The sequence below is a fragment of the Streptomyces virginiae genome (assembly GCF_000720455.1).
In the GTDB taxonomy this organism is placed as follows: domain Bacteria; phylum Actinomycetota; class Actinomycetes; order Streptomycetales; family Streptomycetaceae; genus Streptomyces; species Streptomyces virginiae.
In genome coordinates, this window is record NZ_JOAK01000001.1 from 413,958 (window position 1) to 428,375 (window position 14,418).

Sequence of the window (14,418 nt, forward strand, 5' to 3'; positions counted from 1 at the left end):
CTTCGTGCCGCTGCTGCCTAGAGGAACGAGTTGATCTCGATCGTCTCGGTGCGGCCGGGGCCGACGCCGATCGCGGAGATCGGGGCGCCCGACATCTCCTCCAGGGCCTTGACGTAGGCCTGGGCGTTCGCCGGCAGGTCCTCGAAGGTCTTGGCCTTGGTGATGTCCTCGGACCAGCCGGGGAGGTATTCGTAGATCGGCTTCGCGTGGTGGAAGTCGGTCTGCGAGTAGGGGAGCTCCTCGACGCGCTTGCCGTCGATCTCGTACGCGACGCAGACCGGGATCTGCTCCCAGCCGGTCAGCACGTCCAGCTTGGTGAGGAAGAAGTCGGTCAGGCCGTTCACGCGGGTGGCGTAACGTGCGATCGGCGCGTCGAACCAGCCGCAGCGACGGTCACGGCCGGTGGTCACACCGCGCTCGCCGCCGATGCGGCGCAGGTCCTCGCCGTCCTGGTCGAACAGCTCGGTCGGGAACGGGCCCGCGCCGACGCGGGTCGTGTAGGCCTTGAGGATGCCGATGACACGGCTGATCTTCGTCGGGCCCACGCCGGTACCGGTGCAGGCGCCGCCCGCGGTCGGGTTCGACGAGGTGACGAAGGGGTAGGTGCCGTGGTCGACGTCGAGCAGGGTGCCCTGGCCGCCCTCGAAGAGCACGACCTTGTCCTCGTCCAGCGCGTTGTTGAGGATCAGGGTGGTGTCGGCGACGTACGGCTTGATCTGCTCCGCGTACTGGAGCATCTCCTCGACGATCTGGCCGGCCTCGATCGCGCGACGGTTGTAGAGCTTCGCGAGGAGCTGGTTCTTGCCCTCCAGCGCCGCTTCGACCTTCTGGGTGAGGATCGACTCGTCGTAGAGGTCCTGGACCCGGATGCCGACGCGGTTGATCTTGTCCGCGTACGTCGGGCCGATGCCGCGACCGGTGGTGCCGATCTTGCGCTTGCCGAGGAAGCGCTCGCCGACCTTGTCGAGGGTGACGTTGTACGGCGTGATCAGGTGCGCGTTGCCGCTGATGAGCAGCTTGGAGGTGTCGATGCCGCGCTCGTTGAGGCCGCGCAGCTCGGAGAGCAGGACGGCCGGGTCGACGACGACGCCGTTACCGATGACCGGGGTGCATCCGGGGGAGAGGATGCCGGAAGGGAGAAGGTGCAGCGCGTACTTCTGGTCGCCGACGACGACCGTGTGGCCGGCGTTGTTGCCGCCCTGGTAGCGCACTACATAGTCAACGGATCCACCGAGCAGGTCGGTGGCCTTTCCCTTGCCCTCGTCACCCCACTGAGCTCCGAGCAGCACAAGAGCGGGCACAGGCGTACACCTCTTCCGGATGGGGCATGTCCAAGGTCAGGGGGGCGTACGACGATGTACGCGGGCTGAGCCGTCGGACGGGTTGCCCCGGAATAGACGAAGGCCCTGGCGCAATAGCGCAAGGGCCTCTTGCACAAAGATGCTACCCGAGGAAGGACCGAGGTGTCGGCTCCAGAGCCCACCATGAGCGAAGCGGGCGCGCCGGTAGGCGGTCTGCTGGTGCTCGTCGACCCGGTCGCCCGCCGTCTTGACGGCGAGTCCGTGCGGATCGCGAAAGATGTGTTGTCAGCGGGCGCGGCGGCGAAGATCTGCCTCCCGGATTCGCAGGAGGAATTCGCGCGGGCGCTCGCCCGCAGGGGCCATCGGCAGCCGGTGATCGTGGGTGACGACCGGGCCCTGGTGCGGGCCGTGGGGCTGCTGCACCGGGAGCGAGGGCTGGGCGAGGGCGCGCTGGCGCTGGTTCCGGTGGGGCCGGTGGGGTCCCTGGCGCTGGCGAGGTCGCTGGGTGTGCCCGAGTCGGCCGTCGCGGCGGCCCGGGCGGTGCTGGACGGCTCGGTGAGGATGTGCGACCTGCTGGTCGACGACAGTGACGGGGTGGTGCTGGGCGCGCTGCGGATCCCGCCGCTGCGGGGGCCGGAGCGGGGGGTTCCCAGGCCGGCCGGGCCCTCGGTGTGGAGCGCGTACCGCTCGCTGGTACGGACCCTGGTCCGCCCGGTCGCGGCGGCGGGCGGGGTGGGCGGCGGGCACCACCGGCTGCGGGTGGAGGCCGACGGGGTGCAGCTGGCCGATGTGGACCAGCCCGTGGCGGACGTCTCGGTGCGCACGCGGGGCGACGGAGGGCCGGCGGAGGTCGCGGTGCGCACGGGCGGCGGCTTCGGCGGCTCGACGGTGACGGCCCGGGCGAAGACGGTGACGGTGTCGGGCGCGGACTTCCGCTACCGCGCCGACGGCGCGATGGCCGGCCCGGTCCGCCGTCGTACGTGGACGCTGCGCCCGGGGGCATGGACGCTCACCCTGCCCCGCTGACGGCGGGGGCGGCGACATCGCGGGCGGTGCGGGAGGCGCTGGGCGACTGGCGGCGGGACGCGCTGCTGCTGTGCCTGCTGCCGGTGTTCTGCTGGCCCGCGGTGGTCGCGGCGGTGCTCACGCGCCCGGTGATGCTGGTGGTGCTGCTCGGGCCGGTGGTGCTCGGGGTGCGCGAGCTGTGCGCCGTCCGCCGGGTGCGGCGCGTGGTGCGGGGTCCGGCGGTGCGCTGGGTTCCGTACGAGGCGGAGGTGGTGCGGGTTCGGTGGCGGCCGCCCGTGCTGGTCCTGGGGGATGACCTGGGTGAGGGGCGGCGGCGCGTCCTGACCCTGGGGGTGCTGGGCCGGCGGGTCCTGCCGCCGCGTCCGTGGCCCCGTAGGGAGCCGGCCCCGTCCGTGCGGGCGGTGCGGCTCGCGGGGGACCCGGCGCGGGGCGGGGTCCTGTGGGTCCCGGACGCCCGCCGGCTGGGCCTCGCCCGGCCGGTCCGGCCTGCCAGGGCAAGCCGGGCGACGCGGCCTGCCCGGCCTGTCCGGCCTGTCCGGCCCGGGCCGTCCGTCCGGCGCCGACGGGCGGGGGGTGCCGGCTAGCCGAGGTCGAGCGTCGCCCGGTGGGCGCGCCAGCGGTCCATCAGGCCCAGCATCTCGCCCTGCATGAACTCGAAGAACGCCGCCGTCTCCGCGACGCGCGCCCCGGCCGGCGAATGCGCGCCGAGGCCGGCCGCGCCCTCGCGCAGGGTCTTCTCCCACTGGGTCAGGACCTGGTCGCGCCGGGTGAAGGTCTCGTACCAGAGCTCGTTGTGCAGGACGTACCGGTCCCGGCGCGAGCCCGGTTCGCGTTCGCGGCTGACCATGTTGACCTGCGTCAGGTAGGACACGGCCCCGGAGACCGCCGCGGGGCTGATCCGGAGCGCCTCGCCCAGCTCCGCGGAGGTCATCGCGCCCCCGTCGCTGGCCAGCAGCTGCGCGAAGACCCGCGCGGCCATCCGCTGCATCCCGGCCTCGGTCAGCTGGGCCGCGAACCGCTCCACGAACCGGGAGACCGCTTCCTCGTCCCGCCCGGCGGCCGCGTCCGCGGCCCCGTCCACATCCGTCTTCACCATGTCGTCCGCCACCCTCCCGACTTTACGCGATTCTTGACATTCCCAAACTTCACAAACTTGTGAAGTTGGCGTACGTTCAGAAACATGACGAAGGCAATCAGCGTCGTCGGCCTCCACAAGGCCTTCGGCCGCACCCGCGCACTGGACGGACTCGACCTCTCGGTCACCACCGGCGAGGTCCACGGCTTCCTCGGCCCCAACGGCGCCGGCAAGTCCACGACCATCCGGGTCCTGCTCGGACTGCTGCGCGCCGACTCCGGCGCCGCCGAACTCCTCGGCGGCGACCCGTGGGCCGACGCGGTCCCCCTCCACCGCCGTGTCGCCTACGTCCCCGGAGACGTCACCCTGTGGCGCAACCTCTCCGGCGGCGAGGTCATCGACCTGTACGGGCGGCTGCGCGGCGGCCTCGACCGGGCGCGCCGCGCCGAACTCGTCGAGCGGTTCGAACTGGACCCCACCAAGAAGGGGCGCACGTACTCCAAGGGCAACCGGCAGAAGGTCGCCCTCGTCGCCGCCTTCGCCTCCGACGCCGAACTGCTCGTCCTCGACGAACCCACCTCCGGCCTCGACCCGCTGATGGAGGGGGTCTTCCAGAGCTGCGTCGCCGAGGCCCGCGCGGCCGGACGCACCGTCCTGCTCAGCTCGCACATCCTCAGCGAGGTCGAGGCGCTCTGCGACCGCGTCAGCATCGTCCGCCAGGGCCGCACCGTGGAGACCGGCACCCTCGCCGAACTCCGCCACCTCACCCGCACGTCGATCAGCGCCGAGCTCGCCGGCCCGCCGAACGGCGTGGCCCACCTGCCGGGCGTGCACGACGTCGAGGTGCGGGGGCTGAAGGTCCGTCTCCAGGCCGACACCGACAAGCTGGACGCCGTACTGCGCTCCCTCACCGCATCGGGCGTGCGCTCGCTGACCGCGACCCCGCCCACCCTCGAAGAGCTCTTCCTGCGCCACTACACCGACGGCGAGGCGAACGCGCGATGACGCGACGAACGGCGGAGCAACCGCCGGAGGAACGGCGGGCGGCCGGCCTCGCGGGGACCGGCGTCCTGCTCCGGCTGGCCCTGCGCCGCGACCGGGTGATGATGCCGGTCTGGATCCTGGCCACCACGCTCCTGGTGGCGGGCATGCCCGGCTCGCTCGGCAGCGTGTACGCCACCGCCGCCGAACGCGCCGAGGTCGCCGCCTCGATGAACGCCAACGGGTCCATGCGCGCGCTGTACGGCCCGGTCTTCGGCGATTCCCTCGGCGGCCTGACCGCCTGGCGCGCCGGCGTCTTCGGCGCCGTCCTCGCGGCTGTCATGAGCCTGATCATCGTGGTCCGGCACACCCGCGAGGAGGAGGAGACGGGCCGTCAGGAAATGCTCTCCGCGGCGATGGTGGGCCGCCGCGCCCCGCTGACCGCCGCCCTGCTCGCCGCCCTCGTGGCCAACACCTGCCTGGCCCTGCTCGTCGCCGGCGGACTCGCCGGGCAGGGCGCACCGGGCGCCGCCGCGCTCGGACTGGCCCTCGCCGGCACCGGCATGCTCTTCGCCGGCACGGCCGCCGTCGCCGCCCAGCTGACCGAGAGCGCCCGGGCTGCCAAGGGGCTCACGGCCGCCGTGCTGGGCGCGGCCTTCGTCCTGAAGGCCGCCGGCGACGCCGGCACGGCGGACGGCCGGTCCGCCCTGACCTGGCTCTCACCGCTCGGCTGGGTGGAGAACGTACGGGCCTTCGCCGTCGAACGCTGGTGGGTGCTCCTGCTGCTCGCCGCCGCCGTCGGGGCGCAGGTGGGCGCCGGGTACCTGCTGGCCGGACGCCGTGACCTGGGGATGAGCTTCCTGCCGTCCAGGCCGGGGCCGGCCCGGGGGCGTCTGGGCTCGGCGGGCGCGCTGGCCTGGCGGCTGCAGCGCGGCACCCTCGCGGGCTGGAGCGCCGGCTTCCTCACGGCCGGTGCGGTCTTCGGCGGGATGGCGGACGGCGCCGCGGACCTGGTCGGCGGCAACGACAGGACCCGCGAGATCATCGAGCGGATGGGCGGGCAGAGCGGGCTCACCGATGCCTTCCTCGCCACGATGGCCGGCATGTTCGGCATGGTCGCCGCCCTGTACGCGGTGTCGGCGGTCCTGCGGCTGAGCGGTGAGGAGTCGGCGCAGCGGGCGGAACCGCTGCTCGCACTCCCGGTCGGCCGGCTCCGCTGGGCCGGCGGCCACCTGGCCGTGGCCTTCGGCGGTTCGGCGCTGATACTCCTGCTGGCGGGGCTGGGCCTCGGCCTCGGGCACGGCGGCGACGTGGGGACGACGGTCGCGGCCACCCTCGCCCAGCTGCCCGCGGTGTGGGTGATCGGTGCGCTGGCGGCGCTGCTCCACGGCGCGCTCCCCGCCTACGCGGCGGCCGCCTGGGCGGTGGCCGGCGGCGCCCTGGCCCTGGGCTGGGTCGGCCCGGCGCTGGACCTCCCGCAAGGGGTGCTGGACCTCTCGCCCTTCGCCCACCTGCCCAGGCTCCCGGGTGCGGAGTCCCTCTCGTGGGCCCCGCTCCTGGCCCTGACCGCCCTGGCGGCGGCCCTGACCGCGGCCGGCCTCACCGCCCTGCGCCGCCGCGACCTGACGTCCTAGAACTCCACGAGCAGGCGTTCCAGCCCGCGGATGACGTACCCGTCCTGCCACCGCGGCTCCTCCACGAGCCGCAGTGGCGGGATCCCGTCCGCCAGCAGCGCCCCGAACGACGCCTCCAGCTCCCGCCGCGCCAGCGGCGCCCCCAGGCAGTAGTGGATCCCGGCCCCGAAGGTCAGGTGGGGGTTGTCGGCCCGCGAGAGGTCCAGCGTGTCGGGGTCGTCGAAGCGTGCGGGATCCCGGTTCGCGGAACCGAACAGCAGGGCGACCTCCGCCCCGCGGGGGATCTCGGTGTCGCCGACGCGGATGTCGTCGAGCACCCAGCGTTCGAACATCTGCAGGGGAGTGTCGTACCGCATGAGTTCATCCACAGCTGTGGACAACTTTTCGGGATCGCGGCCGGCGCGGAGCGCGGCGAGCTGATCGGGATTGCGGAACAGCGCCCACCATCCGTTGACCGTGGTGTTGACGGTGGCCTCGTGCCCGGCGTTCAGCAGGAGGACACAGGTGGAGATCATCTCCTGCTCGCTGAGTCGGCCCTCCTCATCGTGGGCGGCGATCAGTCCGGAGATCAAATCCTCCCCGGGGCGTGCGCGCCGCTCGGAAATCAGCTCCCGCAGGTACGCGCTGAAGTCGATGCTGGCCCGCACCGCGCGCCGCGCCGTCTCCTCGTCCGGCCGGAGCTCGAACATCCCGCAGATGTCCGCCGACCAGGGCCGCAGCAGCCCCCGGTCCGCCTCCGGCACGCCCAGCAGCTCCGCGATCACGGCCACCGGCAGCGGCTCGGCGACGGTGGCGAGCAGGTCACCGCCGCCGTCCGCGAGCAACCGCCCCACCAGTTCCCCGGCCATCCGCTGCACGGCCGGCACGAGCCGCTCCACCGTCCGCGGGGTGAAGGCCTTCGCCACCAGCCGGCGCACCCGCGCGTGCGCGGGATCCTCCAGGTCCAGCAGGCCGTTGCCATTGAGCACGTGGAAGGGCTCGTGCTCCGGCGGCGGCGCCTGCCGCCCGAACTCCTCGTGCGAGAACCGGTGGAGGTAGGTCCGCCCCAGCCGCCGGTCCCGCAGCAGCGCACTCACATCGGCGTAGTGCGGCACCAGCCACTGCCCGGTGGCCTCCCACCAGATGGCCCGCCCCTGCTCCCGCAACTCCCGGTACGCCGGGTACGGATCGGCGACGAACGCGGCATCCCACGGATCAAAGCCCATCCCGGCAGACTAGGGGGTGCGCTCCCCGATCGGGCCGGATCAGGCCGGGGTCACCAGGCGGGTCTCGTAGGCGAACACCGCCGCCTGCGTCCGGTCCCGCAGGCCCAGCTTCACCAGGATCCGGCTCACATGGGTCTTGATCGTAGACTCCGCGACGATCAGCCGATCGGCCATCTCCGCGTTGGACAACCCCTGCGCGATCAGGATCAGCACCTCCGTCTCCCGCTCCGTCAGCTCACCCACCCCCGCCGGATCCGCCAGCTTGCGCGCCTCGGAGATCTTCGAGAACTCCGCGATCAGCCGCTTGGTCACCGAAGGCGCCAGCAGGGCCTCGCCGGCCGCCACCACCCTGACACCGTCCGCCAGCTGACGGGCCGAAGCGTCCTTCAGCAGGAAGCCGGAAGCCCCCGCCCGCAGCGCCTGGTACACGTACTCGTCGAGGTCGAAGGTCGTCAGGACCAGCACCTTCGCGTCCGTGTCCGCGGCCACGATCTCCCGCGTCGCCTCCAGGCCGTTCATCTGCGGCATCCGGATGTCCATCAGCACCACGTCCGGCCGCAGCGCCGCCACCTGCGCGATGGCCTCCCGGCCGTCGACCGCCTCGCCCACCACCTCGATGCCGTCCATGGCGTTCAGCAGAACGGAGAACCCCTCGCGGACCATCATCTGGTCGTCGACGATCAGCACCTTGATCGTCATGCCGTCCCTTCCCGCGACTGAGCCACCGGCTCGGACCGGTGGCGCACCGGTATGAACACCGCGACCTCGTACCCGCCCGACTCCGTCCGCTCGGCCGTCATCTCACCTTCCAGCATGGCCACCCGCTCCCGCATCCCGGTGATCCCGTGGCCGGCCCCCGCCGAGGGCCGCACGTCCCCGGTCGGAGCCTCGTTGACGACCCGTATCCCCAGACCGCCCAGCACGTACGACACCTCCACCCCGGCCGCCGCGCCCGGCGCGTGCCGCAGGGTGTTGCTCAGGGCCTCCTGGATGATCCGGTAAGCCGACAGCTCCACGCCCTGCGGCAGCTCCCGCACCGCACCCGTGACCGTCTTCTCCACACGCAACCCCGCCTCGCGCACATTCGCCAGCAGCCCGTCCAGCGAGGCCAGCGTCGGCTGCGGGGCGTCCGGAGCCTCGTAGTCCGCGGAGCGCACCACACCCAGCACCCGACGAAGCTCCGTCAGGGCCGCCACCGCGTTCTCCCGGATGGTGACGAACGCCGCCTCCAGCTCCGGCGGAGGGTTCTTCACCCGGTACGGGGCGGCCTCCGCCTGGATCGCCACCACCGACATGTGGTGCGCCACCACGTCGTGCAACTCCCGGGCGATCGTGGTCCGCTCCTCCAGCAGCGTCCGCTTGTCCCGCTCGACGGCCGTGACCTCCTGCTGCGCGCTCACCTCCGCCTTGGCGTGCCGGCGTATCTGGATGCTGCCGGCGATCACCAGGGCGAACGCCGAGGTCACCGCCATCTCCGGCACGTTCGACCCCCACTGGCCGTTGAACACCACCGACAACGCGCTGCCCAGCGCGAGGGTGAGCGCCCACATCCAGGCCGCCACCCGCGGGCCGGTCCGCAGCGTGACGAGGACCATGACCACGATGTAGGAGAAGAAGGCGCCCGGGGTCCAGGGCCAGGTGCTGCCGCCGCCGAGGGAGGCCAGCACCACCGTCATCGCGACAGCCGCCCACCACGCGCCCACCGGCCGCACCAGCGTCATCAGGACCGGAACCGCGGCTATCAGCCCCATGACGAGCCGGCCCAGATCGCCCAAGTAGCTCGACTGCCCGTCCATCGTGAACAGCACGGCGACGAAGGCCAGGACGCCCACCGCCGCATACCGCCGCCACGGCGCATACCGTCGTATCCCCTTGGGGAGCCGTCGCGAGAAGCGTCCCGGTGCCCCCGCCAGGGGCAGCGGCCGGTAGGCGAAGGCATCGGTGACGAGGTCCCGGCGCAGGGTCGCGATCACCTCCGATGCCAGTCGGAATTCAGGCGTCCGGGCTGTCCCCCCGGTGGTCGTCTCGGTCATGCACACAACCGTAGGTCTGTACCGCCTTCGTCCGCGTCGCCGCTGATGGGGATTTCCCCGGATCCCTCTCAAGTACTACACGGGTCCGTCAGTAGCCCGTCGGACGGATCAGACCGCTCTCGTACGCGAACACCGCCGCCTGCGTGCGGTCCCGCAGCCCCAGCTTCACCAGGATCCGGCTCACATGGGTCTTCACCGTCTGCTCGGCCAGGACCAGGTGCTCGGAGATCTCCGCATTCGACAGGCCCTGGGCGATCAGCGACAACACCTCGGTCTCCCGCTCGGTCAGCACGTCGATCCGGGCCCGCGACGGCGCGCGCGGCGCCCCCAGCCGGGAGAACTCCGTGATCAGCCGCTTCGTGATGTTCGGCGAGAGCAGCGCCTCACCGGCCGCCACCACCCGTACCGCCTCCGCGAGCTGATCGGCCGAGGCGTCCTTCAGCAGGAACCCGGAAGCCCCGGCCCGCAGCGCCTCGTACACGTACTCGTCGAGGTCGAAGGTGGTCAGCACGAGCACCTTCACCGCGGCGTCGGGAACGCGCGTGATCACGGACGTGGCCTCGATGCCGCCCATGCCGGGCATGCGGATGTCCATCAGCACCACGTCCGGGGCCAGCTCGGCGACCTTCGCGACGGCGTCCGCCCCGTCCACCGCCTGCCCCACGACCTCTATGTCGGGCTGGGCGTTGAGAAGCACGGTGAAGCCCTGCCGCACCATCATCTGGTCGTCGGCGATCATCACCTTGATCGGGGTGCTCATGGGGCCTTCTTCGTCTCGGGGCCGGTGCCGGGGCCGGCGGGCCGGCTCTGCGGGTCCATCGGAAGCACTGCGCTGACCTCGTACCCCCCGTCGGGGCGTGGGCCCGCGGCCAGTTCGCCACCCAGCATGCCCGCCCGCTCCCGCATCCCCAGCAGCCCGTGCCCCGCTCCCTGCGAGGGCGCGGTCGGCCGGGTGGCCGCGCTGTTGGCGACGCACAGGTGCAGCTCGCGAGGCCCGTACGCCACGCCGACCTCCACCTGTGAACCGGGCGCGTGGCGCAGGCAGTTGCTGAGGGCCTCCTGCACGATCCGGTACGCGGTGAGCTCCACGCCGGGCGCCAGCGGCCGGCGGACGCCCGCGACCGCGGTGGTGACGTCCAGCCCCGCCCCGCGCACGTTGTCCACGAGGCCGTCCAACTCGGCGAGGGTCGGCTGCGGATGCTGCGGCGCCGAGGGATCACCGGGCTGTTCGGAGCGCAGCACCCCCAGCACCCGCCGCAGTTCCGTAAGGGCCTCCAGCGCGTTCTCCCGGATGCCCGCCAGGTTCTCCTTGAGTTCCTCGGACGGGTCGTCCACGAGGTGCGGGGCGACCTGCGCCTGGATGGAGATCACCGACATGTGGTGCGCGACGACGTCGTGCAGCTCACGGGCGATGCGGCTGCGCTCCTCCAGTACGGTGCGCCGGGCGCGTTCCTCCGCGGTGAGGGTCTCCTGCTCGACCAGTTCGCCCCGCGCCAGCCGCAGGGCGCGCAGCGCGTACCCGAGGAGACCGACGAAGCCGAAGAGGACGGTGACCCCCATGGAGGAGATATGGCTCCCGTCCGGATGGAAGGTCAGCTCGGCCGCCCCGGTCAGGGCGACGGAGATGCCGACGACCCATATGGTCACCCGCGGTGGCACCCGGAGGGCGACCAGCAGCAGCACGGGGGCGAACGCGAACATCCCGCCGGGCGTCCACGGCCAGGTCTGGCCCTGCCCGACGTGGTCGTGGATCATCCAGGCGATCCAGCCCGCGGTGAGCAGGGCGAGCCACCAGGCGGCGATCGGACGGAACATCGCCAGCCAGATGGACAGCGCCGTCAGCAGGGCGACGGCCAGCGGCGGCCCGCCCTTGACGTGGTAGTGGTCCATGAGCTGCTCGGTGGTGAGGAACCCGAAGAACACCGCGGCATAGGCGACGAGTGCGTGCGGCAGCCGGGCCAGCCACCGCGGCCGGCCCATCCTGGGAAGCGGATCACGCCGCAGCGTGAACAGGTCCAGGGCCAACGACAGACGCGGTCCGGCTCCCGGTGCGGCTTCGGCGGACTTCGGCTCGGCCGGGGGCACGCGCTGATCGTTCACATCGGCCAGCCTAGGCATGGGTGATCTCCTTGGCGGAAGTACCCGGGACGCGGGATGCGGCGATGACGGTGACAGGGCGGGGGCGCCGGGCCTGTTCGTGGACGCGGAACGCCGCCAGGCAGAGCCCCAGCGCGGCCGCGAACACCGGCAGCCACAACACCCGGGCCGCTGTCCAGCCGACCGAGTCGGGCACGGTGTGCAGGCCGGGCAGGTCGGCAGAGACCAGCAGCCCGAGGGCGGTGACGGCCATCATGGCGGTCTGGTGCCACAGGAAGACCGTCATGGCGGACAGGTTCACCAGAGCCACCTTCGCCCAGGCCGCCGGCCGCCTCATGCGCCGGGCCAGCCGGTCGCGGACCAGCAGGGCCAGCCCGCACTGGGCCAGTCCGAACGCGACCGCCGCCAGCGTCGGCGGGTTCAGGTTCGAGACGGCCGCTCCCGGCACGCCCACCATGGACGCCGGGTACCCGCCCCACAGGATCAGCGCGGCGGTGGCCGCGGCGCCGGCGCCGGCCAGGAGCCGGAGCCGACCGCGCCGGGCGAGGGCGCCGCGCGCCCACGCGGCGCCCAGCGTGAAGGGCGCGAGCCAGCCCGCGACCACATTGACCCAGCCGATCCACTCGGGCCCGCCCAGCTGGAAGCGCCACAGGTCGACACCCGCCACCACGGCGGCCGGCCACAGCGGGCCGAGCCGGGCCACGAGCGGGGTCGCGGCGGTGAGCGCGGCGAACACCAGCAGGAACCACAGCGGCGACAGCACCAGTCTGACCAGCGTCCGCACGGTGTCGAGCTCCGCCCCGCCGACGAGCATGCCGCCCGCCACGACCGTCCACAGGACGAGCACCGCGGCGACCGGCCGGAACAGCCGGCCCAGCCGCTGCCGCACCCAGGCCCCGTACGAGACGCCCCGCTCGCGCGCCGAGGCGTACCCGAGGGCGGCGACATGGCCGCCGACCAGGAAGAACACGGCCAGCGTCTGGAACACCCAGGACACCGGTGCCAGCCAGGGCAGATGGGCCAGCGGGCTGGTGCCGTGCAGACCGCCGTCGGTGGCGGTCAGGGAGGTGACCAGCCAGTGGCCGAGCACCACTCCGAGGATCGCGAGGGCCCGGAGCGCGTCCACGGCCCGGTCCCGGCCGGCCGGCGTGGCCGCGTCGATGCCCGCCGCCAGGGCGGACCAGCGGGCGCGGAGCTCACGCATGGGAGGCCTCCTGCGAGGGAGCGGTACCGAGCACGATGGCGGCCAGGGCGTCGAGGGAACGGCTGCCCGGCCTGAGGTAGTCGCTGTGGCCGCCGGCTCCGGCGGCGAAGGCCCGCGCCCCGAAGGCGGGGTCGACCGGATCGGTGCCGAAGCCGACCCCGCCGAGCCGGACGTGCGGCACGTTGCCTATCCAGTCGGCGCCGCCCCGGCCCGCCCAGACCCGGGCGGCGGTCGGCAGCTCCCGGACGGATCCGGCGCCCGTGCCCGGGCTGCCGAAGAAGACCATGTCGCCGACCGCGGGACCCGTCCGGGTCCGGGCGCAGACGACGGAGCCGTAGGAGTGGCAGAGCAGCGACAGCCGCGAGCCGGGCGCGGCCATGTCCCGCAACCGGTCCAGGAACGGGCCCAGTTCGGCAGCGGCCTCGTCGGCCCGGTCGGCCGTCAGCACGGCCGTGCTGACCGTGCCCGGGGTGTCGTACCCCAGCCAGGCGACCACGGCGGAGCGGGGATTTCCCGCCCGGAGGCGCTGCTGGAGGGCCACCGCCCCGGACCGGAACCTCTCGTACGTATCGAGGGTGGTGTCGGAGCCGGGCACCAGGACGGCGATCCGGTCGGCGGTCTCCAGCTCGCCGAACACCTCGACGGCCCGGCCCCGGCCGCGGCCGTCGAAGGCGAGGAACTGCGCCGTGCCGCCCGCCGCCATGGCCCGCAGCCGGCCGGCGCGGCCGGAGCGGTCGGCGTCCTGGGCCATCCGGGCCGCCTCGGCGAGGTTGTCGCGGTTGGCGGCATAACGGCTCTGGAGCGAGGCGTCCCCGGCGGACACGGCGGGCGCCGGGGCGGGGGCCTTCGCGGACGCGGCGGCGGACACGGGGACGACCACGGCCGCCGCGACCAGCGAGGCCAGCAGCGTGCGGCGCAGCCGCCCACCACGTGCCCCCGCCCTCCCGGAGCCGAACACCGCCCCGCCCGCGCCGACTCCGTCAGCCGCCCCCGCAGCCCGTGCCGTCCCCGCCCCCGCAGCCCGTGCCGTCCGCGTCGCCGTCCCCGTGGTCATGGTGTGTCCTTCGGTCTCCCGGAAGAGCCGTCAGCGCCCCTCTCCACCACCGAAGTTAGAAATCCGGCCCCCTCGTCCGCGTCCCGCCGCGGAGCCGTGTTCGCACGTAGCTCTCAGGTATGACGGGGGATACTTCAGAGGCACGGCGCGCCTCACCGCGCGCCCGACCAGGCCCCCAACACCCAGCTGGCGCTGGAGAATCGGAGTCCAGCGGTGAGCGACGACGACTGGCGCAGCGACCGCATCGGCAGCGCGCACCGCGGCGTGAACCCCACCGTCCTGCGCCGCCTCACCGCCGGCTTCGCCGTCATCGGGGACCGGCAGTTCCTCCCGGGCTACTCGGTACTGCTGACCGACGACCCGGCCGTGACCCGGCTCTCGGACCTGCCCCGGCCGCGCAGGACCGCGTACCTCGCGGACACGGAGCGGCTGGCCGAGGCCGTCGAGCGGGCCTGCGCGCGGCTCGACCCGGCCTTCCGCCGGGTCAACATCGAGATCCTCGGCAACACCGACCCCTACCTCCACGCCCACGTCTGGCCCCGCTACGACTGGGAGCCCGACGACCGCGTCGGACGGCCCGTGTGGCTCTACGAGGAGGAGTGCTGGCGCGGCGAGCGGCACGCGCTGGGTCCGCGCCACGACGCCCTGCGGGCAGCGATCGGCGAGGAACTGGACCGGATCGGAGCGGCCGTGGCGGCGCCCTGACCCAGGCGCCCTGACCCAGGCGCTCAGGCGCTCAGGCGCCCAGACGCCCAGACGCCCAGACGCCCGGTCGAGCGGCCGCCCCGAAGGAGGGCGGTGAGCCCGC

At 73.3% G+C, this 14,418-nt stretch carries 14 protein-coding genes; 5 read left to right on the top strand and 9 right to left on the bottom strand.

The window, feature by feature from the left end; genetic code table 11:
- Positions 1-17 precede the first annotated feature (17 nt).
- Entirely contained in the window at positions 18-1,301 is a 1,284-nt protein-coding gene (locus IG86_RS0101965) for an adenylosuccinate synthase (protein WP_030027643.1), read from the bottom strand.
- 183 nt (positions 1,302-1,484) lie between these two features.
- Between IG86_RS0101965 and IG86_RS0101970 the strand changes: the two genes are divergently transcribed.
- Positions 1,485-2,327 (top strand): diacylglycerol kinase family protein, encoded by an 843-nt coding sequence (locus tag IG86_RS0101970; protein WP_030894195.1) that lies wholly within the window; start codon positions 1,485-1,487, stop codon positions 2,325-2,327.
- Complete coding sequence (locus IG86_RS0101975) at positions 2,303-2,911, top strand: hypothetical protein (protein ID WP_157854752.1); 609 nt, start codon at positions 2,303-2,305, stop codon at positions 2,909-2,911. The genes IG86_RS0101970 and IG86_RS0101975 overlap by 25 nt, the downstream gene beginning before the upstream one ends.
- Here IG86_RS0101975 and IG86_RS0101980 read toward each other — a convergent pair.
- A complete protein-coding gene (locus tag IG86_RS0101980) occupies positions 2,908-3,423 on the bottom strand; it encodes a GbsR/MarR family transcriptional regulator (protein WP_051784933.1) in 516 nt (171 codons plus the stop codon). The genes IG86_RS0101975 and IG86_RS0101980 overlap by 4 nt on opposite strands.
- Before the next feature lie 84 nt (positions 3,424-3,507).
- On the opposite strand from IG86_RS0101980, the gene IG86_RS0101985 reads away from it, so the two are divergent.
- Both IG86_RS0101985 and IG86_RS0101990 read left to right on the top strand, forming a co-directional pair.
- A complete protein-coding gene (locus IG86_RS0101985; RefSeq protein WP_030894203.1) occupies positions 3,508-4,407 on the top strand; it encodes an ABC transporter ATP-binding protein in 900 nt (299 codons plus the stop codon).
- The gene (locus IG86_RS0101990) at positions 4,404-6,017 is read left to right on the top strand and encodes an ABC transporter permease (RefSeq protein ID WP_030894206.1); all 1,614 of its coding nucleotides are present in this window, start codon (positions 4,404-4,406) and stop codon (positions 6,015-6,017) included. Before IG86_RS0101985 ends, IG86_RS0101990 begins: the two co-directional genes overlap by 4 nt.
- Here the strand turns inward: IG86_RS0101990 and IG86_RS0101995 are convergent.
- From IG86_RS0101995 to IG86_RS0102025, 7 genes are all read right to left on the bottom strand, one after another.
- Positions 6,014-7,222 (bottom strand): cytochrome P450, encoded by a 1,209-nt coding sequence (locus IG86_RS0101995; protein ID WP_030894208.1) that lies wholly within the window; start codon positions 7,220-7,222, stop codon positions 6,014-6,016. The genes IG86_RS0101990 and IG86_RS0101995 overlap by 4 nt on opposite strands.
- Positions 7,223-7,261: 39 nt before the next feature.
- The gene (locus IG86_RS0102000; RefSeq protein ID WP_030817456.1) at positions 7,262-7,921 is read right to left on the bottom strand and encodes a response regulator; all 660 of its coding nucleotides are present in this window, start codon (positions 7,919-7,921) and stop codon (positions 7,262-7,264) included.
- Complete coding sequence (locus IG86_RS0102005) at positions 7,918-9,255, bottom strand: sensor histidine kinase (RefSeq protein WP_030894212.1); 1,338 nt, start codon at positions 9,253-9,255, stop codon at positions 7,918-7,920. The genes IG86_RS0102000 and IG86_RS0102005 overlap by 4 nt, the downstream gene beginning before the upstream one ends.
- A gap of 88 nt (positions 9,256-9,343) precedes the next feature.
- A complete protein-coding gene (locus IG86_RS0102010; protein ID WP_030817459.1) occupies positions 9,344-10,015 on the bottom strand; it encodes a response regulator in 672 nt (223 codons plus the stop codon).
- Positions 10,012-11,355, bottom strand: a complete 1,344-nt coding sequence (locus tag IG86_RS0102015) for a sensor histidine kinase (protein ID WP_030894214.1) — start codon at positions 11,353-11,355, stop codon at positions 10,012-10,014. Before IG86_RS0102015 ends, IG86_RS0102010 begins: the two co-directional genes overlap by 4 nt.
- Positions 11,356-11,365: 10 nt before the next feature.
- Entirely contained in the window at positions 11,366-12,556 is a 1,191-nt protein-coding gene (locus IG86_RS0102020; RefSeq protein ID WP_030817462.1) for an acyltransferase family protein, read from the bottom strand.
- The gene (locus tag IG86_RS0102025) at positions 12,549-13,610 is read right to left on the bottom strand and encodes an alpha/beta hydrolase (RefSeq protein WP_078905770.1); all 1,062 of its coding nucleotides are present in this window, start codon (positions 13,608-13,610) and stop codon (positions 12,549-12,551) included. Before IG86_RS0102025 ends, IG86_RS0102020 begins: the two co-directional genes overlap by 8 nt.
- Before the next feature lie 213 nt (positions 13,611-13,823).
- On the opposite strand from IG86_RS0102025, the gene IG86_RS0102030 reads away from it, so the two are divergent.
- Positions 13,824-14,315, top strand: coding sequence for an HIT family protein (locus IG86_RS0102030; RefSeq protein ID WP_030894218.1), 492 nt, complete (start codon positions 13,824-13,826; stop codon positions 14,313-14,315).
- The last annotated feature ends 103 nt before the right edge of the window (positions 14,316-14,418 follow it).